The 19,133-nt window shown below is 70.2% G+C and carries 17 protein-coding genes; 7 read left to right on the forward strand and 10 right to left on the reverse strand.

The window, feature by feature from the left end; genetic code table 11:
• Positions 1 to 187 precede the first annotated feature (187 nt).
• The 3 genes from ACTWJ9_RS06140 (at position 188) to ACTWJ9_RS06150 (ending at position 5,026) form a co-directional block, all read left to right on the forward strand.
• Positions 188 to 2,911: a SpoIIE family protein phosphatase gene (locus tag ACTWJ9_RS06140; RefSeq protein WP_443295292.1), complete on the forward strand. Its 2,724-nt coding sequence runs from the start codon at positions 188 to 190 to the stop codon at positions 2,909 to 2,911.
• Positions 2,912 to 3,260: 349 nt separating this feature from the next.
• On the forward strand, positions 3,261 to 4,520 hold the full coding sequence (locus tag ACTWJ9_RS06145; protein WP_443295293.1) for an SLC13 family permease: 1,260 nt from the start codon (positions 3,261 to 3,263) through the stop codon (positions 4,518 to 4,520).
• Positions 4,521 to 4,525: 5 nt separating this feature from the next.
• Complete coding sequence (locus ACTWJ9_RS06150; RefSeq protein WP_279333188.1) at positions 4,526 to 5,026, forward strand: universal stress protein; 501 nt, start codon at positions 4,526 to 4,528, stop codon at positions 5,024 to 5,026.
• Positions 5,027 to 5,407: 381 nt separating this feature from the next.
• Here the strand turns inward: ACTWJ9_RS06150 and ACTWJ9_RS06155 are convergent, their stop codons facing one another.
• Positions 5,408 to 5,953, reverse strand: coding sequence for an MFS transporter (locus tag ACTWJ9_RS06155; RefSeq protein WP_388702312.1), 546 nt, complete (start codon positions 5,951 to 5,953; stop codon positions 5,408 to 5,410).
• A gap of 17 nt (positions 5,954 to 5,970) precedes the next feature.
• A complete protein-coding gene (locus ACTWJ9_RS06160; protein ID WP_443295294.1) occupies positions 5,971 to 7,215 on the reverse strand; it encodes an RNA-guided endonuclease InsQ/TnpB family protein in 1,245 nt (414 codons plus the stop codon).
• A gap of 27 nt (positions 7,216 to 7,242) precedes the next feature.
• Between ACTWJ9_RS06160 and tnpA the strand changes: the two genes are divergently transcribed.
• A complete protein-coding gene (tnpA, locus tag ACTWJ9_RS06165) occupies positions 7,243 to 7,659 on the forward strand; it encodes an IS200/IS605 family transposase (protein WP_443295295.1) in 417 nt (138 codons plus the stop codon).
• A gap of 8 nt (positions 7,660 to 7,667) precedes the next feature.
• Here the strand turns inward: tnpA and ACTWJ9_RS06170 are convergent, their stop codons facing one another.
• On the reverse strand, positions 7,668 to 8,921 hold the full coding sequence (locus ACTWJ9_RS06170; RefSeq protein ID WP_443295296.1) for an ATP-grasp domain-containing protein: 1,254 nt from the start codon (positions 8,919 to 8,921) through the stop codon (positions 7,668 to 7,670).
• Positions 8,922 to 8,970: 49 nt separating this feature from the next.
• Positions 8,971 to 10,254, reverse strand: coding sequence for a phosphopyruvate hydratase (gene eno / locus ACTWJ9_RS06175; RefSeq protein WP_443295297.1), 1,284 nt, complete (start codon positions 10,252 to 10,254; stop codon positions 8,971 to 8,973).
• A gap of 1,161 nt (positions 10,255 to 11,415) precedes the next feature.
• Here eno and ACTWJ9_RS06180 point away from each other — a divergent pair.
• Positions 11,416 to 12,027: a hypothetical protein gene (locus ACTWJ9_RS06180; RefSeq protein ID WP_443295298.1), complete on the forward strand. Its 612-nt coding sequence runs from the start codon at positions 11,416 to 11,418 to the stop codon at positions 12,025 to 12,027.
• Between the two features lie 307 nt (positions 12,028 to 12,334).
• Here the strand turns inward: ACTWJ9_RS06180 and ACTWJ9_RS06185 are convergent, their stop codons facing one another.
• Positions 12,335 to 12,718: a VOC family protein gene (locus ACTWJ9_RS06185; protein ID WP_443295299.1), complete on the reverse strand. Its 384-nt coding sequence runs from the start codon at positions 12,716 to 12,718 to the stop codon at positions 12,335 to 12,337.
• Positions 12,719 to 13,120: 402 nt separating this feature from the next.
• Between ACTWJ9_RS06185 and ACTWJ9_RS06190 the strand changes: the two genes are divergently transcribed.
• On the forward strand, positions 13,121 to 14,443 hold the full coding sequence (locus tag ACTWJ9_RS06190; RefSeq protein ID WP_443295300.1) for an MFS transporter: 1,323 nt from the start codon (positions 13,121 to 13,123) through the stop codon (positions 14,441 to 14,443).
• Between the two features lie 201 nt (positions 14,444 to 14,644).
• A complete protein-coding gene (locus ACTWJ9_RS06195; RefSeq protein WP_443295301.1) occupies positions 14,645 to 15,109 on the forward strand; it encodes a DUF3592 domain-containing protein in 465 nt (154 codons plus the stop codon).
• Positions 15,110 to 15,278: 169 nt separating this feature from the next.
• Here the strand turns inward: ACTWJ9_RS06195 and ACTWJ9_RS06200 are convergent, their stop codons facing one another.
• From ACTWJ9_RS06200 to ACTWJ9_RS06220, 5 genes are all read right to left on the reverse strand, one after another.
• Positions 15,279 to 16,217: a hypothetical protein gene (locus tag ACTWJ9_RS06200; RefSeq protein WP_443295302.1), complete on the reverse strand. Its 939-nt coding sequence runs from the start codon at positions 16,215 to 16,217 to the stop codon at positions 15,279 to 15,281.
• Between the two features lie 150 nt (positions 16,218 to 16,367).
• Positions 16,368 to 16,871: a hypothetical protein gene (locus tag ACTWJ9_RS06205; protein WP_387041809.1), complete on the reverse strand. Its 504-nt coding sequence runs from the start codon at positions 16,869 to 16,871 to the stop codon at positions 16,368 to 16,370.
• 207 nt (positions 16,872 to 17,078) lie between these two features.
• On the reverse strand, positions 17,079 to 17,705 hold the full coding sequence (locus tag ACTWJ9_RS06210) for a DUF5753 domain-containing protein (RefSeq protein WP_443295303.1): 627 nt from the start codon (positions 17,703 to 17,705) through the stop codon (positions 17,079 to 17,081).
• 113 nt (positions 17,706 to 17,818) lie between these two features.
• Complete coding sequence (locus tag ACTWJ9_RS06215; RefSeq protein ID WP_443295304.1) at positions 17,819 to 18,427, reverse strand: YceI family protein; 609 nt, start codon at positions 18,425 to 18,427, stop codon at positions 17,819 to 17,821.
• Between the two features lie 58 nt (positions 18,428 to 18,485).
• Complete coding sequence (locus tag ACTWJ9_RS06220) at positions 18,486 to 18,902, reverse strand: acyl carrier protein (protein ID WP_387041803.1); 417 nt, start codon at positions 18,900 to 18,902, stop codon at positions 18,486 to 18,488.
• Between the last annotated feature and the right edge of the window lie 231 nt (positions 18,903 to 19,133).

The following is a 19,133-nucleotide window of genomic DNA, read 5'->3' on the forward strand; positions in this document are numbered from 1 at the left end:
CCCGCCGCCCGGCCGGCGGACGGGTGGCCGTGGACGGCCGGGACGCCACTGCCCCGAGGAGGCGAACGATGCAGTGACCGCACATCCCCGTCGCCCTCCCCTCGCATCACCCCGCCTGTCCGGGGGCCGGACCGCACGCGCCGGGCCGGACCGGCGGTGGAACCGGCGCGGCGAGGGTTCCCGGCCGGTGCGGCCCCCCGGGCGGCTGCGGTCCCCCGGGCGGCTGCGGTCCCTGCTCCGGGTCCGCAGCGTGGCCGGCCAGGTGTTCGTGCTTCAGGTCCTGGTCGTGACCCTGATCATCACCGCCGCGCTGGTCGCCCTCGTGTTCCAGGCCCGGCGAGACAGCCTCCACGAGGCCCAGACCCGCTCCCTGGCCGTCGCCACGACGTTCGCGAACTCCCCGCAGACGCTGGCGGCGATGACCGGTCCCGACCCCGGCAAGGCCCTGCAGCCGCTCTCCGAGCGGATCGAGCGGGCGACCGACGTGGATCTCGTCGTCGTGTACTCGAAGGACGGGGTCCGCTACACACACCCCGATCCCTCGCTGATCGGGAAGGCCGTCACCAGCCCGATCAAGCCGCTGACCTCCCCTCTGACAGAGACCATCGAGACCGTCAAGGGGCGCTCGGTGGTCGGGTACGCCCCGGTCACCGAGCCCGACGGGACGCCGGTCGGCTCTGTGGGGGTCGGGATCACGGTCCAGAAGGTGGCGGGCATGGCGGCCCAGCAGTTCCCGGTGATCCTGGGGGCCGCGGGCGTGGCCCTGGCCATCTGCGCGGGCGGCACCGCCCTGGTGAGCCGGCGGCTGCTGCGTCAGACCCACGGTCTCGGTCCGGTGGAGATGACCCGGATGTACGACCACCACGACGCGGTGCTGCACGCGGTGCGGGAGGGCGTGCTGATCATACGGAGCGACGGGCGGCTGGTGCTGGCCAACGACGAGGCGCGGCGGCTGCTGGACATGCCGCCGGACGCGGAGGGCCGGAAGGTCACCGACCTGGGGCTGAGCCCGGACATCGGCGAACTGCTGGCCTCGGAGCGGACGGCCACCGACGAGGTGGTCCTCTCGGGCGACCGGTTGCTGGCGGTCAACAAGCGGCGCACAGCGCCCGAGGCCGGAGGCGCCGGGAGCGTGGTGACGCTCCGGGACACCACGGAGCTGCGGGCCCTGTCCGGTCACGCCGAGGCCTCCCGGGAGCGCCTGAGCCTGCTCTACGACGCGGGGGCGCGGATCGGCTCCTCCCTGAACGTGGAGCGCACCGCCCACGAACTGGCCGGGGTGGCGGTTCCGCGCTTCGCCGACCTGGTCACCGTCGACCTGGTCGAGGAGGTGCTGAGCGGCGAGGAGCCGACCGGGCGGAGCACCGTCATGCGGCGGGCCGGCGTGAGCACCATCCACGACGGCCTGCCGCTGATGACGGTGGGCGAAACGGTTCGCTTCCCCGACGCCACACCGCAGGCACGGTGCGTGAAGAGCGGCCACGCGGTGCTGGAGGCGGATCTGGACACCGCCCAGGGATGGCGGACCCTGGCCCCCGACCGCGCGGAGGAGTTCCTGGGACACGGTTTCCACTCCCTGATCGCGGTACCGCTGCAGGCCCGCGGCACGATCCTGGGCTCGGTGGACTTCTGGCGCTCGGAGCGGGCGGAGCCGTACGACGAGAGCGATGTGCTGTTCGCGGAGGAGCTGGCCGCCTGGGCCGCCGTGGCGCTCGACAACGCCCGCCGGTACACCCGCGAGCACACGATGGCGGTCACCCTGCAACGCAGTCTGCTCCCCCGTGACCTGCCGAACCTGAGCGCGCTGGAGGCGGCCCACCGCTATCTGCCGGCCCAGGCCGGGGTGGGCGGGGACTGGTTCGACGTCATCGAGCTGTCCGGCGCCCGGGTGGCACTGGTGGTCGGGGACGTGGTGGGGCACGGTCTGCACGCGGCGGCCACCATGGGGCGGCTGCGTACCGCGGTGCACAACTTCGCCACCCTCGACCTCCCGCCGGACGAACTGCTGGCCCGGGTGGACGACCTGGTGGCCCGGCTCGACCGGGAGCGGGCGGACCAGGGCGACGACGAGGGGATCATCGGGGCCACCTGTCTGTACGTCGTCTACGATCCGGCCTCCGGCACGTGCAGCGCGGCCCGGGCCGGCCACCCGCCCCCCGCCCTGGTCCGTCCGGGCGGCACCGTGACCTTCCCCGACCTGCCCGCCGGTCCGCTGCTGGGCCTGGGCGACCTGCCCTTCGAGAGCACGGAGTTCGAGGTGCCCGAGGGAAGCCTGCTCGTCCTCTACACCGACGGGCTCATCGAGAGCCGCGACCGGGACATCGACGTCGGTCTGGAGATCCTGCGCGGCGCGCTGTCCCACCCCGGCCGGACTCCCGAGGAGACCTGTGACGCGGTGCTCGACGCCCTTCTGCCGAACCGCGGGAACGACGACGTCGCCCTGCTGGTCGCGCGCACCCGGGTGCTCGACCCCGAGCGGGTCGCCGACTGGGACGTGCCCCCCGAAGCCTCCGCCGTGTCCGGCGTCCGCGCCGACGTCACCCGGCAGCTGGCGGCATGGGACCTGACGGACGCGGGCTTCACCACCGAACTCATCCTCAGCGAACTGGTCACCAACGCCATCCGCCACGGCACCGTCCCCATCCACGTCCGCCTGCTGCGGGACCGCCGTTTGATCTGCGAGGTCTCCGACGGCAGCAGCACCTCGCCCCACCTGCGCCAGGCGGCGGCCACGGACGAGGGCGGACGCGGCCTGTTCCTCGTCGCCCGCTACGCCGAACGCTGGGGCACCCGGTACACCGCCACCGGCAAGGTGATCTGGGCCGAGCAGCAGCTGGACGGCACGGCGAGCGAACCCGTCGCCCTGAGCGGCGACGACGTCCTCGACCAGTGGTCCGACGTCATCCTGTGACCCCGGCACCGCCTGCCCGCCGACGGTGGTGGCGGTGGCGGCCAGGGAGGTCCGCGGAAACCGTCGACACTTCGGGCGCTTGTGTCCTCACCGGTCTCAGCTGAGCGGGGCGTGAACACTTTCCGGGAATGTGCTCATGCCCCGCGAGGAGTCAGGGGACGGCGTCGGCTGCCCGACGGCAAGACGGACCACCACCGGGCCTCCAGTGGGTGAGAGGTCGTCGAGTACGTCGAAGGGGATGCGGAAGACACGGCCGGGCACCACGGGCCACAAGCCAGGCGTACCCCGGTGATCCACCGTCCGGCGGATGCCCGGCCGCCGTCTCGCACGGCTGGGAGAAGATCTGATCGTGAGCTCCCCGCTGGCGGAGGCCGTCTCCGTCGTTCTGCTCCTGGCGGTGCTGGCGTGCGCCGTCGTCCGCCCGTTCGGCTGGCCGGAGGCGGTCGTCGCCGTCCCGGCCGCGGGCGTGGTCATCGCCACCGGAGCGATCTCGCTCGACCACGCCCGAGAGGAGGCCGCGCGGCTCGGACCGGTGATCGGCTTCCTCGCCGCCGTCCTGGTCCTGGCCCAACTCTGCGACGACGAGGGCCTGTTCCATGCGTGCGGAGCGTGGATGGCCCGTACCGCCGCGGGCCGCCCGCGCCGCCTGCTGGTCCAGGTGTTCGCAGCCGCGTCGGTGATCACCGCGGTGCTCAGCCTGGACGCCACCGTCGTGCTCCTCACCCCGGTGGTCTTCGCCACCGCCGCCCGGCTCGGCGCCCGGCCCAAGCCGCACGTCTACGCCTGCACCCACCTGTCGAACACCGCCTCACTGCTGCTGCCGGTCTCCAACCTCACCAATCTGCTCGCGTTCGCCGCCAGCGGACTGAGTTTCACCCGTTTCGCCGCCCTGATGGCCCTGCCCTGGCTGGTCGCCGTCACCACCGAGTACGTGGTCTTCCGCCGGTTCTTCGCCACCGACCTGGACGCCGGAGCAGCCCGGACGGCCCCCACCGCCGCGCCCCGCGAGCTGCCGGTCTTCGCCCTGGCCACCGTGGCCTGCACCCTGGCCGGGTTCGTCCTGACCTCCGCCCTCGGGGTCAATCCCGCCTGGGCGGCCCTCGCCGGCGCCGTCGTGCTGGCCGTGCGCGCTCTGGCGCAGCGCCGCACCGGGCCCACCGCCCTCGTGCGCGCCGCCGCGGTCCCGTTCCTCGCCTTCGTCCTGGCCCTGGGCATCGTGGTCCGCGCGGTCGTCGACAACGGCCTCGCCACCGGCCTGGGCCGTCTCGTCCCGGACGGAACCGGCTTCGTGGCCCTGCTCGCCGTCGCGGCGCTGGCCGCGGTGCTGGCGAACCTCATCAACAACCTGCCCGCCGTGCTGGTGCTGCTGCCCCTGACCGTGCCGTCCGGGCCCGGCGCCGTCCTCGCGATGCTGCTCGGGGTGAACATCGGCCCCAACCTCACCTACGCCGGCTCCCTGGCCACCCTGCTGTGGCGGCGCATCGTGCGCGCACACGACAGTGAGGTCGAACTCGGTGAGTTCACCCGGCTCGGCCTGTGCACCGTGCCCGCCGCCCTGCTGCTCGCGGTGGTGGCACTGTGGGTCTCACTCACCGTCATCGGAGGCTGATCACCGTGCGAGTCATCGTCTGGATCACCGAGGGCACCTGGCCCTCCTGCGTCGACGCCGCCCGCAGCCACGCCCCCGAGGCCGCCGGGATCGTGCTGCTGCACGTCACCGGCCCCGAAGCCCCCGGCGCCGCACACGGCGCCTTCGCCGGGCTGCTCGGCCGTGGCGGCCGTCCCGAACGCGACCCCGGCACGGCGGTCGAGCACCTGGCCACCGCCTCCGCCGAGCGGCTCCTCGCCGAAGCCGCACAGCGCCTGGCGCGTCCCTGTGACCGTGTCGAGCGCACCGGCCGCGTCGAGCGGGAAGTCGTGTCCGCCGCCGAAGACGCCGACCTGCTCGTCCTCGCCCGCGACGGCGACCGCAGCCATCTCGGACCGCGCAGTCTCGGTCCCGCCGGCCGCTTCATCGTCGACCACGCCCCCTGCCCCGTCCTCCTCGTCTGGCCCGAACCCGCCCCCGACGTCACCACCCTCCCGCCCCCGCCCCCACCACCACACCGCCGGTAGCGCCGGCATCCTGATCACCTGCTTGGCGCACGTGACCGCCGACGCGGTCAGAGGAAGAAGCCGGCTCACCACGGCTGTCGGCAGGCCGGTCTCCTCGGCAACCTCGCGAAGGACCGCCTGCCTCTTCCGGTCTTCCGCCTGATCCGACTCCTCCCGCAGGCGCTCGGGTGCCGGCCTCCGGCATACCGACGTGGCCGAGCACCGGAACTCCACGGAGAGCCACGCGTGGTTCGAGACGGTGGCTGCTCAGAAGGGGGCGGCGTGCTCGTCGGACTGTTCGTGGGAGCTGCACAGGGGTTGCCGAACAGGAGGCAGGGCCCCGGGGGGTCCGGCCCCGCCGCTCACGTGGCGGGGCCGGAACCCAAGATCCTCACGAGTCCTCTAGACCGACGAGGCAGAGCTCATGCCGTGGCTCGTCCTCGCTGCGCCCCGGGTGCGTGTGGCCCACGAGGCGGCGTAGAGAACCGCGGCGAAGGCCGCGCTCACCGCGACGAGCAGCAGCCAGAACTGCCGCTCCGGAGCGCCCTCGTCCGTGGACAGCCAGGCAGCCAGTCCGTTGGCGCAGGCTCCGCCGACGGCCATGGCGGTGCCGATGAAGCCGAAGGCCATGCCGCGCCGGTGCGCGGGAACCGTGTTGGCCATCTCGCTGTCGATACGGGGATCGATCAGCACTTCCGCGGCGGAGAACAGCAGAACGGACACCACCAGGCTGCCCACCGATCCCAGCGAGGCGGCGGCGAAGCTGGTCGTCATGAGCAGGAGAGCGCCGCAGATGACCAGCGCGGAGCTACTGATCTTGCTGGTGTACTGGTTCAGCGGAACCTGAAGCAGCACCACGGCGATCGCGTTGACGGTGAACAGAACACCGACGAGGGACGGGCTCTGCACACTCCCGGTGAAGACGGGCAGCGCGTACTCGAGCTGGATTTGACGTGCTCCCTGGCCTAAAGTCCAGGGATTCCGGCCTGGGTCGTCTGACCCTTCCGGGGGCTTCCTGCTTCACCGCGCTGTGCGGGCACGGGTGCCCGTCTGACCGGCGCTCCACGGGCGTTTAGCGTCTCCGCCCGTCCGGCGGCGACGATCCGGCGTCCTTCGAACAGGACGTTGCGGGCTGCGTTGTGGTCGCGGTCGTGCACGGTGCCGCACTGGCCGCACGTCCACTGCCGGACGTGCAGGGGCTTGGGGCCGTCCCGGAATCCGCAGGCCGAGCAGACCTGCGAGGAGGGGAAGGCCCGGTCCACCCTGGCGAAGGTACGCCCGTGCTTGACCGCCTTGTATTCCAGCATGCCGACGAATGCGGACCATCCCGCGTCGTGCACGGACTTGGCGAGCCGGGTGCGTGCGAGACCGGACACCGCGAGGTCTTCCACGTACACCGCTTGGTTGTCGCGGATGATCTGTGTGGATGCCTGGTGGTGCCAGTCCCGGCGCCGGTCCGCCACACGCGCGTGCCGGCGTGCGACCTTGATGCGGGCCTTGGCCCGGTTCTTCGACCCTTTCTGCTTGCGGGACAGCTCCCGCTGAAGACGCTTGAGCTTCTTCTCGGCCCGGCGCAGGAAACGCGGGCTGTCGATCTTCGTCCCGTCGGACAGGACCGCGAAGGCGGACAGGCCGAGGTCGAGACCGGACTCCGCCTCCAGCTCGGGGAGGATGTCCGGCTCGGTGTCCACGACGAAGCTGAGGAAGTACCGGCCGGAGCTGTCTTTGGTGATGGTCAGGGACGTGGGTGCGGCCGGAAGCCGACGCGACCATGTGACCTTGAGATGGCCGACCTTGGCCACATACACCGTGCCGTCGTCCTGAAGGGAGAAGGCGTTGGTGTTGAGGCGGATCGACTGCCGGGTGTCCTTCTTCGACTTGTAGCGGGGAGGGCCGACCTTCCGGCCCTGCCGCTTGCCCTTGAGGCTGCCGAAGAAGTTCCTGTAGGCGGCATCCAGGTCCCGCAGAGACTGCTGCAGGACGACCGCGGAGACGTCGGCGAGCCAGGCGCGTTCCTCGGTGCGCTTGGCCTGGGTGATGCGAAGCCGGGACAGCTCGGCCGACGTCACATACGGCAGCCCGGCAGCGTGCGCTTGTTTCCGGTCGCGCAGGCAGTCGTTCCACACCACGCGGGCGCACCCGAACGCACGCGCCAGCGCGCGGCGCTGGGAGGCATTGGGGTAGGCCCGGTAGTTGTAGCGGAGCTGCACACCCAAGACCCTACTACGATTGGTCTCATGGATCAGGCAAACGACTACAGACGTGGCAGACACGTCGTTTCGGCGATGCATGTGCACTTGGTCTTTGTGACGAAGTACCGGCGCGGGGTGTTCGACGACGAGATGCTGACGCGCTGCGAAGAGAGCATGCGCAAGGTCTGTGAGGACTTCGAAGCGGAGCTGAAGGAGTTCAACGGCGAACGCGATCACGTCCATCTCCTGGTGCACTACCCACCCAAGGTCGCCGTCTCGAAGCTGGTCAACAGCCTCAAGGGCGTCTCCGCTCGCCGGATACGGCAGGAGTTCACCGGCCGGATCAACCGCGCCATCATGCATGGGCACCTGTGGTCGCCCTCATATTTCTCCGCATCGTGCGGCGGAGCACCGTTGGCGATCGCCCACCAGTACATCGAGCAGCAAAAACGTCCGCTCTGAAGTGCACGTCAGAGCAGTCTTGAGATGCATTCATCCCCGGCGTGAACGCCGGGGCTTTCTGCAAGAATCCCGGTAAAGATCACATGGCCATGCGACTGCCAGACGCGCGGCGGAACATCAACAGCGTCCCCCACCTTCCGGTAGAGCGAGATCTCATGCACACGGGGATCACGGACGGCTTCTTCCACCCCGCTGATCCCGCTGATCCGCCCGGCCTTCTTCGCGAAGAACAGGTAGAAGCCGGCACACGTGGGTTCGGGCTCGGGAGTGAGCTCCGGTGTCCGGCCGGACGCCACGTCGAGCACCGCCTCGACCATGTCGACCCCGGTGCTCAGCAGAACCGACTGGTAGACCGGTCCGCCGCCGAGGCGCGCCGCCGTCTCCAGGATCTTCGGCGTGCCGTCGCTCTGGATCCGGAATTCCGTGTGAACGGCACCTGTCTCGATGCCGACGGCTCGGTGCGAGGCGGCGGTGAGCTCCACGATCCGCTTCTGCACCTCCGCCGGCAGTCGGCTGGGCGTCGCGTAGTGGACGTCGACGAAGTAGGGGCCCTCCATGGGGACGGGCTTGTCGTGGATGGCGACCACGTGGGCCCGGCCGTCGACGACGATCGACTCGACGCTGACCTCCGCGCCCGGCAGGTACTCCTCCAGCAGGATGGCCGAGTCGTACGTCTCCACCATCCAGTCGTAGAGCGGGTTGTGCGCGATCCCGGACCAGGCGCCGCGCTGCACCACCGGGAAGTACTCGGTGAGTTCGGCGACGTCGTCCACCCGCCGGAAGTAGCCGCTGTCGTTGTCGATGAGCGGCTTGAGCACCAGCGGGAAGCCGATGCGGGCGGCCTGCGTCACGGCCTCGTCGAGCGTCCGGGCCAGACCGTGGACCGGCTGCGGCACGTTCCCCGAGGAGAAGGCCTCGCGCATGGCGTACTTGTCGCGCAGCGTGTGCGCCACCTGTTCGCCGACGAAGGGAAGTCCCAGGTCGGCGGCGACCGCGGCGGCGGCGGGCACGCTGTGCCCGACGAACGCCGCGACGGCTCGGACGGGTTCCGGCTCGGTCGCCGCGAGTGCGCGCACCGCGGCGACCGAGGCCTCGATGTCCGAGGTGTCCACCGACACCACGACGTCGGCGAACTCCTTCTCCCAGGTCGGATCCTTCACGGCGAGAAGAAGCCGGTCCCCGTTCCTCTTCGCGTACTCTGCGGCTTTCGCCAGGTGACCGCGACGGCTGACGTTGGATTTGTGGAGTACGAGGATGCTCATTCTCGACATTTCTTTCCGTGCACGACGACCGCGGCCGTGGCTCCCGCGTTCAGCTGATGCCGTTGAAGAACTTCGCTCCGCCGTAGACCGACTCGGATCCCAGCTCCTCCTCGATCCGGATCAGCTGGTTGTACTTGGCCGTCCGGTCGGCCCGCGACAGCGAACCCGTCTTGATCTGACCGCAGTTGAGGGCGACCGCGAGATCGGCGATGGTCGTGTCCTCGGTCTCGCCCGAGCGGTGCGACATCACCACGGAGTAGCCGGCGCGGAAGGCCGTGTTCGCGGTGTCCAGCATTTCGGTCAGGGTGCCGATCTGATTCACCTTGACAAGGATCGAGTTTGCGATGCCTCGGTCGATTCCGTCCTGGAGCAGGCGGACGTTGGTGCAGAAGACGTCGTCACCGACCAGCTGGCACGTGGATCCGATGGCGTCGGTGAGGTACTTCCAGCCCTCGAAGTCGTCCTGGGCCATACCGTCCTCGATCGACACGATCGGGAACCGGGATGCCAGGTCGGCCAGGTAATCAGCATGCTCGGTCACCGACCGGACACGGTTCTCGCCCGCGTAGTGGTAAGCCCCGTCGCGGTAGAACTCGGAGGAGGCGGGGTCGAGCAGCAGCGCCACTTCACTGCCGGGCTGGAAACCGCTTTTGTCGATGGCCTTGACGATGAACTCGAGCGCCTCGTCCGCGGTGGCCAGATTAGGCGCGAACCCGCCCTCATCGCCGACATTGGTGTTATGCCCGGCGTCACGGAGAAGGTCCCTCAGGGTGTGAAAGACCTCCGAACCGATACGGACAGCCTCCGCCATCGAGGCCGCGCCCACCGGCGCGATCATGAATTCCTGAAAATCAAGCGCGTTGTCAGCGTGGGCACCGCCGTTGATGATATTGATCATCGGGGTCGGGAGAACATGCGCGAAAGTGCCGCCGACATAGCGGTACAGGGGCATGTCGTGCGACGCGGCCGCAGCCTTGGCGACCGCGAGCGACACGCCCAGCGTCGCGTTGGCGCCGAGCCTGCCCTTGTTCTCCGTCCCGTCGAGCTCGACCATCAGCCGGTCGACGGTGGACTGCGCTTCGGCCGGAAGCCCCTGCACCGCCTGCGCGATCTCTCCGTTCACTGCGGCAACCGCGCGCGTGACGCCCTTGCCGCGGAAACGGGCGGGGTCGGAGTCGCGGAGTTCGACCGCTTCCCGGGTACCGGTCGAGGCACCGGAGGGCACCGCGGCCCTGCCCAGGGAGCCGTCGGCCAGGCGAACGTCTACCTCGACGGTGGGATTGCCGCGACTGTCGACGATTTCACGTGCAACCACGCCGGTAATCTCAGACATTCCACTCCTCAGCTGTTTCCCACATTTTCATGCCGGATGAGTCACCGCACGGCATTGCTACCGCGGCACACCGGGAGGCACTTCTCACCGAGTCGCACCTGCCCGCCGCGCACAGAATCCGCAAGAGATTCCGCCGGCCATACTGTCTGCACTGCGGGCGACAGAGCTCCGCCTTGATCGATTCATGAAAAATTTCAGCGAATCACGAACGGGATCAGGTCTGGACGGCTTCCGATACCTCCACACACACCCGCAGTGGAATTCAGACAGTTAAATAGGAAAAGAATGCAACCTTCCACACTGAAGGGCTTCTCCCTATCCCCCGCGCGACGACTCCAGGTAGCCGCGCAGTCGCAATCTAACCACACATTCCCCTGGCAGGGCAGGATGCAGGCCGATCGGTCCGGTTCATGCGTGTTGTTCGCGACGCGACGTCATGTCCCGTTCTGGGTAAGGAAGTTATCCGGGTGGGATATCCATGGTTTATGCGACCGTCAAGACACATGCAAGCCAAACATGACGGCCCTCGTCCGCACCGGCGATCGACCGGCCGGAACCGGCCACGGCAAGGTTCTCGGCCCCGTCCACCCGGGGTCGAATTCGCCCACGTGGCCGATATCAGCTGCAGGTCAGGGCAGTTGAAAGGCGGTCAGCCGACACACGTCACCCTCGGAGCCGTACGCGCGCCACGCGCGGGTCGGCGGCGGGACCGGCGGCCGCACGGGGCGGGCCCGGCCCGCGATACACCCGGTTATGGACATCCTCGCCCGGAGGAGCTGCCCGAAAGCTCCTGAGGCCATGTCTCGGCCCGGTGCCCGTTCGTCGGTCAGCCCATGGGGAAGGGGAACGGCCCCCCATGGCTGGTGTCGGACGGGTTGTGGGAGCGGATCGAGCCGTTGCTGCCGGTGCAGACCCTGCGGCCCAGGAACCCGGGCCGGCTGCCGCCTCTGCTGGACGCGGTACCGCACCTCAAGGGCCGCCCGGGGCAGGCCAGTACCTGCAGGCCCACCCCCCGCGAGCTTCACCCTCGCCGTGGCCGTCACCGCTGAGCGCCGCTCCCGGAGCAGGACCGCGAGTCGGAGGCTCATGACCGGGGCCGCTTCGCCGGCCGCGCCTTGAAGGAACCGGACGCCGGTCGCCGGCGTCCGGTTGGATGGGCGCATGACCCGTGCCGTGCGCCCTCTGCTGCCGTTGCTGCTCGTTCCTCTGCTGCTCGCCGCCTGCGGCAGTGAACCGGGACAGACGCGGGACACCGAAGCACCCGCCGCCGAACTCGCCACCAGCGCCAGGGCGCTGGGCATCGCCCCGGAGCTCGTCTACGTCATCGAGGCACCCGGGTTCGCGCTCGCCCCGCAGTCCGTCGGGGTGTACGGCGGGGACGGTTTCTCCGCCACGTACGTCTCGCGGCAGGAAGGCGGGCAGCTGCGGCTGTACGTCGACCGGGGCACGATCTCCGCCTCCGACTGCGCCGAGGGGCAGCAGACGTGCGAGTGGGAGGAGAAGGGAGTCCGGTACCGCTCCGGAGGGGGGACACACGAGTACGCCGTGGAGAAGAAGGACCACGTCGTACGGCTCGAGAGCGATGCGGGTGTCTCCCGCGACGTCCTGCGTGAGGCGGCGCGGGAGGCCCACCGGCCGTCCGGTGAGGAGGCCGCCGGGCTGCTGCCGTCCGCGCCCGCCGGCGGCGCGGCGCCGACCGGGCCCGTCGAACGCGGCGACCTGCCGCCAGTCGGTGACGGGGCACCCCGCAACGACGTGGATGCAGGCGGCTGAGGGAGGGCCGGGCCGCCCAGAAGGCCGCCGGCCGACCGGCCACTGGCTCGACTGTTCCTGAGCGCAGGACCGCCCAGGGATGCGCGCTGCCCGGCGAACCGTGCCGCGCCGGTATGGGGGTGGTGGCCGACGTGCGGCTCACCGCAACGCGTCGAACAAGGCTGCCTACACCACGAGGCGGGACACGATCTCCACCGGCCCATGTACCGCTCGTGGGCGGCCCCGGCCGCCCACACGTCGAACCGCTGCTCTCCCATGCCACCACGGTCCCCCATCAGTGCCTCACGAGCAGCGTGACCAGCAGCCGTCAGGAACTCATCGCGGCTCGGTCGGAATCGCTGCGCAGAACGCAGAATTCGTTGCCTTCGGGGTCGGCGAGGATTGCCCAACCGGAACCATCGGGGCTCCGGTGATCGGCGACAAAGGTGGCACCGAGACCCAGCAGCCGTTCCACCTCCTGCTCGCGCGAGGTCTCAGGGCGCAGACACAGATGGATCCGGTTCTTGATCGTCTTGGCCTCGGGCACCTGATTGAAGTGCAGCACCGGGCCCTCCGCCAACAGCACCTGAACCTCCCGGTCGCCCGGCCTGTCCTGCGGATGCAGTGGACGGCCGGTCACCCCGCTCCAGAACCGGGCCAGTCCATAGGCATCCGCACAGTCGATCGCCACGTTCTGCACCACCGAAACCATGCGCGCAAGCCTTCCCGACTTCCGCTCCGGACGCCACCGAGTTGCGCTCGGCCTCCACGCACACGGCTCGGCGGCCTCGGGGACCGGGCGACCGGCTGAGCCGCCCTCCTCGTGCCCCGGCGCCAACAGCCGGGCTCCTCCCGCCGCCCGCCCGGTCCTTAATCGCCTTTCGGGCCCTGCCGAACGGGAGTTAGTGTTCGCGCAGCGAGTGACTCACAAGGAGCGAGGACATGGTCGGTCGTCCGAGCACGCGTTGACGTCCGAGGCCGCGAGCGGCCCGTCATCGCGTGCTGCCCTCACAGCGCGGCACAGCGAGCCTTCCCTTCCCGCTGCCCGAAACCGTCGGTGCACCTGGCGTGCTCCGGTGGGCAGCTCTCGTCTTCGGTCATCCGAGGGGTCCCTGTGCCGTCCTCTTCCTCCACCGGGTCCGATTCCGGTCGCCCCGCTCCGCCAAGTCTGTGGCGGGACGGCGACTTCCGCAGGCTCTGGGCGGGCCAGACCGCCTCCCAGCTGGGCGAGCACGCGTGTCTGGTGGTTCTGCCGCTCTTCGCCGTCCTGACGCTCGATGCCGGTGCCGGCCAGCTGGGCGCCTTGCGCGCGGTGGGGCAGGCGCCGATTCTGCTGCTCTCGCTCTTCGTCGGCGCGTGGGTGGACAGGTGGCGGACCCGCACGGTGATGGTGCTGACGGACGTCGGCCGGGCCCTGGTACTGGGCGCCGCCGCCGTGGCCGGTCTCCTCGGCCGGCTCGGCCTGCCGGCGCTGCTCGTGGTCGCCTTCGCCGTCGGGGCTCTGTCCGTGTTCTTCGACGTGGCGTACCAGGCCTCCTTGGTGCGGCTGGTGAAACGCGATCAGCTGGTGCGGGCCAACAGCGCGCTCGAGGGCAGCCGGTCCGCGGCGCAGATCGGCGGTCCCGCCCTCGGCGGTGCGTTGGTGTCCGTGCTGTCGGCGCCGATCGCCGCCGCCTCCAGCGCACTGTTCTTCGCGCTGTCGTTCCTGTCGATCCGACGGATCGGTCGCCGCGAATCCGTCCCGGAGCGCTCGGAACGTCCTCCCCGGGTCTGGCGGCGGATCCAGGAGGGCCTCCGCTTCGTCGCCGACGACACCTCGTTGCGGTCCGTGTGCCTCGCGTCAGCCGCCTTCCAGTTCTTCTTCGCGGCTGTGATGACCGTCTACCTGCTGTTCCTGCCGCGGGACCTGCACCTGCCGGGCGCCGCCGTCGGACTGGTGCTCGCGGCGACGGGGCCGGGCGCGCTCCTGGGCTCGCTGCTGGCCGCCCGCCTGCCGAGCCGGTTCGGGCACGGCGCTGTGCTCGTGTCCGCGGCGGCACTCGGCGACGGCGTGTTCCTGCTCGTCCCCGCACTGCACGGCTCCTCCGCGGTGACGGTTCCCGCGCTCCTCGCGATCAGCTTCGCGTTCGGGGCCTTCGGTCAGCTGGTGAACGTCACGCTCATGGCCGTCCGGCAGACCCTCACTCCGGACGGGATGCAGGGCCGCGCGGCCGCGACGATCAACTTCGTCGGCATGGGGCTGACCCCGCTCGGTTCGCTGCTCGGCGGCTTCCTCGCGGAAGCGTGGGGGACGCGCACCAGCCTCCTGGTGACGGCCGCAGGCATGCTGCTGTCACCGGCGCTGATGGCCCTGTCCCCACTCGCCCGCCTGGGACGGACCCTCCCCGCCCCACCGGAGGCCCCGGCCTCACCGGAGGCCCCGGCCCCGTCTGTGTGACGGCCCTCGGCGCCGCGAACAGTTGGCATGGCTTCGTTCACTTTCAGCAGGATCAGGCACAAACTCCGTGAGCGAGTGCCGAGAGAGCGCACCTTTCCGACATGGTGCGGGGAACTTCCGTGCAACACTCCTGCGGGCGCTGTGACCAGGCGCCCACCGTACCGGTCGTCTCCGACGCGGACAGGACCAGAGGGGGAACTCGTGGAAGCTCTTTTCTACGTCATACCTGTCATCATGATCGCCTGCGTGTCCGGCATGGCCGCCAGGACCATCAGCCGCAGCAGGCAGGTCAGCAGCGCCTGGGACCACGGCCTCACGGCCCAGGGGCGATGTCTGCGGACCTACACCAGGACCAGAGGCGGCGCGGGGGACACCGACGTGCGCACCACCCTGCACCACGTCTACGAGTTCACGACCCGAGAGGGGCGCGTCATCCGCTTCGACGAGGCGAACGGCCCGTCGACGGTCGTCGTGGGCGACCACGTCACCGTGTACTACCTCGCCGACAGCCCGGAGCGTGCCACGGCGCACGCCCCGGCCCAGGGGAAGCTCGCCGCGGGGACGGGGTTGGTGCTCGCCTTCCTCGGTGTGGCCATCGCCGTGTGCGTGAGCTTCATGGTGATGGCCCACACCGTGTTCACGGAGACGGACGGCCTCCTGCCGTAGGACTCTTCCCGCACGACTGCGCTGCCGCGCTCGGAACGGCACGCATTCCGTGAGCGGTCGCGGCCACCGGGCAGGCACGGTCACCACCGTCGCGCAGTCGGCCGGCCCGGCCGGCTGCACCGCTCAGCTCGATGCGAGTACTGCGCACCAATCGGCGCGCCTGCCCTTCTCACCGGGTGAGCACGTACCACTCGGGCGAGTCCGTGTCTCCGAGCTGGTAGTTCAGCTTGGGGTGGCCGCCCGTGCCGCTCAGTGTCCACTCCCCCGACCAGCAGTCGCCGACCTCGACGGTGACGCTCTGGAGCCAGGGGTCGTCGTCCGGTGCGAACCTCCACGTGCCCGAGCCCTCACACCGCCCGTCCGGCGAGTCCACTCCGCCTCCGCTCCAGGTGCCGGTGGCCACCGCACGCCCTTCCCCGTCCAGCCGCAGCATGCCGCCATGGCCGTCGTTCCAGGTGCCGACCAGCTCCGAGGCGTGGACCCGGGGCGGTGCGTACTCGTCCACCAGCCCGGTCCCGTAGGCCAAGGACCCCACGGCGACCACGGCGACCGCCGACAGCAGGCCGACCCCGACGACCGTCCCGTACGGGCGCCCACGGGTGAGGGCCCAGCGCGTCAGCAGCGTCACCGCCGACAGCGCCGCCGTGCCGGACAGCCACACCCACAGCCAGGTCTCCAGGCCGTCCCCCACCACCGCCGGCCACAGCGCGACCGCGGCCGCCCAACAACCGGCCACCGCCGGAATCCACCACTCCACGTGCCGCCCTGCACACCGTCGCCCCGCCCACGCGGCAACCGACAGCGTCGGCACCACCCCGAACAACGTGCCCAGGAACGCCATGGGAAGACCGAGGCAGAACAGGAAAGGAAGCGTCAGCAACCCGACGCCGGGACCATCGCCGCGCATCGGAGACTCCCCCGCCATCTCCACGAAGCCCACGATCTCCACGGCGGCCGGAGCCATCGCCAGCACCGCCACCATCGAAACGGAGACCGGCTGCGGCCCCCGCGAGCCGTGCGGGCTCCCCGGCTCCTCCACCCGCAGCCCCGGCAGCCGCTTCACCCCGTCGTTCACATGCCCCTCCCCCTCCTCATCCGGTGTCGTCATTCCTTGCCTTCGGGGGCAGCTTCGACGACGCGGGCCACGGTGATGACCTGCCCGTGGTGGAGCTGTTCCCCGCGGGTGCGGGGAACAGCTTCGGGTCTGGTACCCCAGCGGCGGTCGGGCTGAGTGCGTACGAAAGTTCCGGAGATTCGATCAGGCCGGTGCCACACCCCGCACGGCCCGCCCCCAGAGAACCAGCCCCGCGCGCAGGAATGCGCGCACGGCCGCGGTCTCCTCGCCCGTCCAGGCTCCCTCACCAGCGGTCGGTTCAAGAGCTTCACCGCCGAAGATCTTTTCGTAGGCACTGTCGTGGATGGGCCCTTGGGAGGGAAGAGACGGGGCGGCTTGCAGGCTGCGGGAGAGGTCTTCGAAGAAGTTCCACGCGTCCAGCAGCAGTCCTGCCGACACCGCACCAGGGTCAGGGCGCTCGATCCACCGCCGTACGGCGGCCAGATCGAGAGCGGCTTCGTCCTCCTGGATGAGCTCCCGATCGTTGCGCTCGCAGTACTCCCGCAGCGTCTCGAGGTCGTGGAACGCGAGGAGTCTTCCGAGGCCGTCGACGACGAACTCATCGAGGGCATCGCCCTCCCCGGGCCGCCAGATCAGCGTCAGGTCTTCTCTCCTGGTCACGATCCGGTACGGGTAGTGGTCAGCCATGCAAGGACTCCCCTGCTCTCGCGGCGACGCGCGTCGCGCGGGTCATCCTGCCTGCCGTCGGGGCGCGGTGGAACGTCGAGGTGACGATGCCGGGACACACGTCCGCCCCCGGGGAGGACACACCATCCCAAAGTCGTGAGCACTTCGGCCACTACTGTCCTGATACCGCTCATGTGAGCACTCAAGTGACCCATGTCCGCCGACTGCTCACGGTTTTCGGCAAGCCACCCGTCTCCGGCCCCGCAGCGCCGGTACCTCGGAGGTCCCCCACACCACCCGGCGGCCCCCGGGGACGGTGGTCGGCTTCACCGGCCGCATGCACAGGATGAATTTCCGCGACTCGGCAGGGGACATGGCCTTGTCGCGCACCACATCGTAGGCACGCCGCAGGCGCTCGATCCGAGCGTCTTCCTCGATGAGCTCGCCCCCGTGCGCCTTCTCCGTGTGGGCCACGGGGCGACCGTCCATGAGCCGCAGGAACCACACGTCCGTGGCGACGAGTTCATGCACCCCTGACCTCTGGGGCAGCACCTGGATCGTCACGTTCTCCCGCCCGGTCGCCTCAGCCAGGTAGGCGAGTTGAGCCTGCCACTCCCCCTCGTCCTGCAACGGTGTACGCAGAACCGCCTCCGCAGGAATCGTGCGAAACGAAGGTGACGCTTCACCACCCAGTAGTTCCTGCCGCCCGATCCGGGCCTTGATCTGTTGGTCCAGCTCCGCTCCTCCACTCCCGCCCGCTGCCGGCACCTCCCGCGCGTGGTCCGGCGTCTGCAGCAGCCCCGGCCACACGCTCACCGCGAAGTGCCACAGGCTCACCGCCTCGGCCTCCGGCACCGTGTACCGGCGACACCGCTCACGGAACTGGGTGTGGTCGCCTGAAGCGCTGAGGTGTACGGCGGCAGTGGCGCGTGGGCGGGTCGGCCGTTTTGAGGCTCGCGGGGCGGTGGTCAGGCGGCGCGGACTGCGGAGACGTCGAGCTCCAGCTTCACCTTCTCGCCGACCAGCACGCCGCCGGTCTCCAGCACGCTGTTCCAGGTCAGGCCCCAGTCGGTGCGGTCGACCGTGGTGGAGCCCTCGAAACCGGCGCGCTCGTTGCCGAAGGGATCGGTCGCCGTGCCGGTGTGGGTCAGGTCCAGGACGACCGGGCGGGTGACGCCCTTGATGCTCAGGCCGCCGGTCAGGCGGTAGGTGTCCGCGGAGAGCTGCTGCACGGAGGTGCTGCGGAAGGACAACGTGGGATGGGCCTCGGCGTGGAAGAAGTCGGCGCTGCGCAGGTGCTGGTCGCGCTGCTTCTGGCGAGTGTGGAGACTGGCGGCCTTGATGGTCACGTCGGCGGTGGAGCGCCCGGGCCGCTCGCCGTCCAGGTACAGGCGGCCGTCGAAGTCTTCGAAGGTGCCGCGGACCTTGGTGATCATGGCATACCGGGCGACGAAGGCGATGCTGCTGTGCGCGGGGTCGATGGTCCAGATGCCGGTCAACCGGGCGGTGTTCGGCACGGAGGCCGAGTCGGCGGCCGGAGTGGGAGCGGTGGCGCGGCGACGGTTGAGCAGGCCCATGGGGTCGTCCTTCAAGGAGGGGAGATCTTCCACCCTCCCCAACATGTTGCATCTTGAATCAATTCCGGGTGATTTCCGCATTCCCGACGGTCCGGCAGTCTGAGCACAGCAGCCGTGAGAATCCGCCGACACCACGGCCGGGAAGGTCGCCGACACGGTTGCCGTGCCGGCGGAGGCGGGCGTCCCGGACGAGCAGGCGCAGGTTCATCAGGGAGCCGCCCAGGCCCGGCCAGACGAACACCGGGTCGCCGTAGCCGCCGGGGTGCGGTGACACCAGGCGGAAGCTGCGCAGCGGTGCGCCGTCGTCGACGCGGGTGGCCAGGTCCTGGAGTTTCGGCGTCTCGAAGAGCACCTGGAGCGGGAGGCGTGTCCCGAACTCCTTGTTGATCCGGTTCACCAGCGCCACGGCGTGCAGGGAGTCGCCGCCCGCGGCGAAGAACCCGTCCTGGGTGGAGACGGTGTCGTACTTCAGCATCCGGCCCCACGGCCGCCAGCCCCTGCTCGGTCGGGGTCGCCGGGGCGATGTGGACGGCCGAGGTGCCGGTCGCGGCCACCTCCGGCAGCCGTGCGGTGGCCTTGGCGTCGATCTTGCCGTTGACGGTGAGCGGCAGTTCGTTCACCACCACGCGGGCCGGGATCATGTAGTCGGGCAGGAACTGTGCGAGGTCGTCGCGGATCGTCTCTGCCGGGTCGTTGGTGTGCACGG

Origin of the sequence: Streptomyces sp. GDS52 (assembly GCF_052246875.1) — a bacterium.
Taxonomy (GTDB): domain Bacteria; phylum Actinomycetota; class Actinomycetes; order Streptomycetales; family Streptomycetaceae; genus Streptomyces; species Streptomyces cathayae.

Excerpts from the sequence above, each read along its gene's own strand:
- tnpA (WP_443295295.1), top strand. The coding sequence starts at position 7,243 with ATGGATCAGGCAAACGACTACAGACGTGGCAGACACGTCGTTTCGGCG.
- ACTWJ9_RS06170 (WP_443295296.1), bottom strand. The coding sequence starts at position 8,921 with ATGAGCATCCTCGTACTCCACAAATCCAACGTCAGCCGTCGCGGTCAC.
- eno (WP_443295297.1), bottom strand. The coding sequence starts at position 10,254 with ATGTCTGAGATTACCGGCGTGGTTGCACGTGAAATCGTCGACAGTCGC.
- ACTWJ9_RS06180 (WP_443295298.1), top strand. The coding sequence starts at position 11,416 with ATGACCCGTGCCGTGCGCCCTCTGCTGCCGTTGCTGCTCGTTCCTCTG.
- ACTWJ9_RS06185 (WP_443295299.1), bottom strand. The coding sequence starts at position 12,718 with ATGGTTTCGGTGGTGCAGAACGTGGCGATCGACTGTGCGGATGCCTAT.
- ACTWJ9_RS06200 (WP_443295302.1), bottom strand. The coding sequence starts at position 16,217 with ATGACGACACCGGATGAGGAGGGGGAGGGGCATGTGAACGACGGGGTG.
- ACTWJ9_RS06205 (WP_387041809.1), bottom strand. The coding sequence starts at position 16,871 with ATGGCTGACCACTACCCGTACCGGATCGTGACCAGGAGAGAAGACCTG.
- ACTWJ9_RS06215 (WP_443295304.1), bottom strand. The coding sequence starts at position 18,427 with ATGGGCCTGCTCAACCGTCGCCGCGCCACCGCTCCCACTCCGGCCGCC.
- ACTWJ9_RS06220 (WP_387041803.1), bottom strand. The coding sequence starts at position 18,902 with ATGCTGAAGTACGACACCGTCTCCACCCAGGACGGGTTCTTCGCCGCG.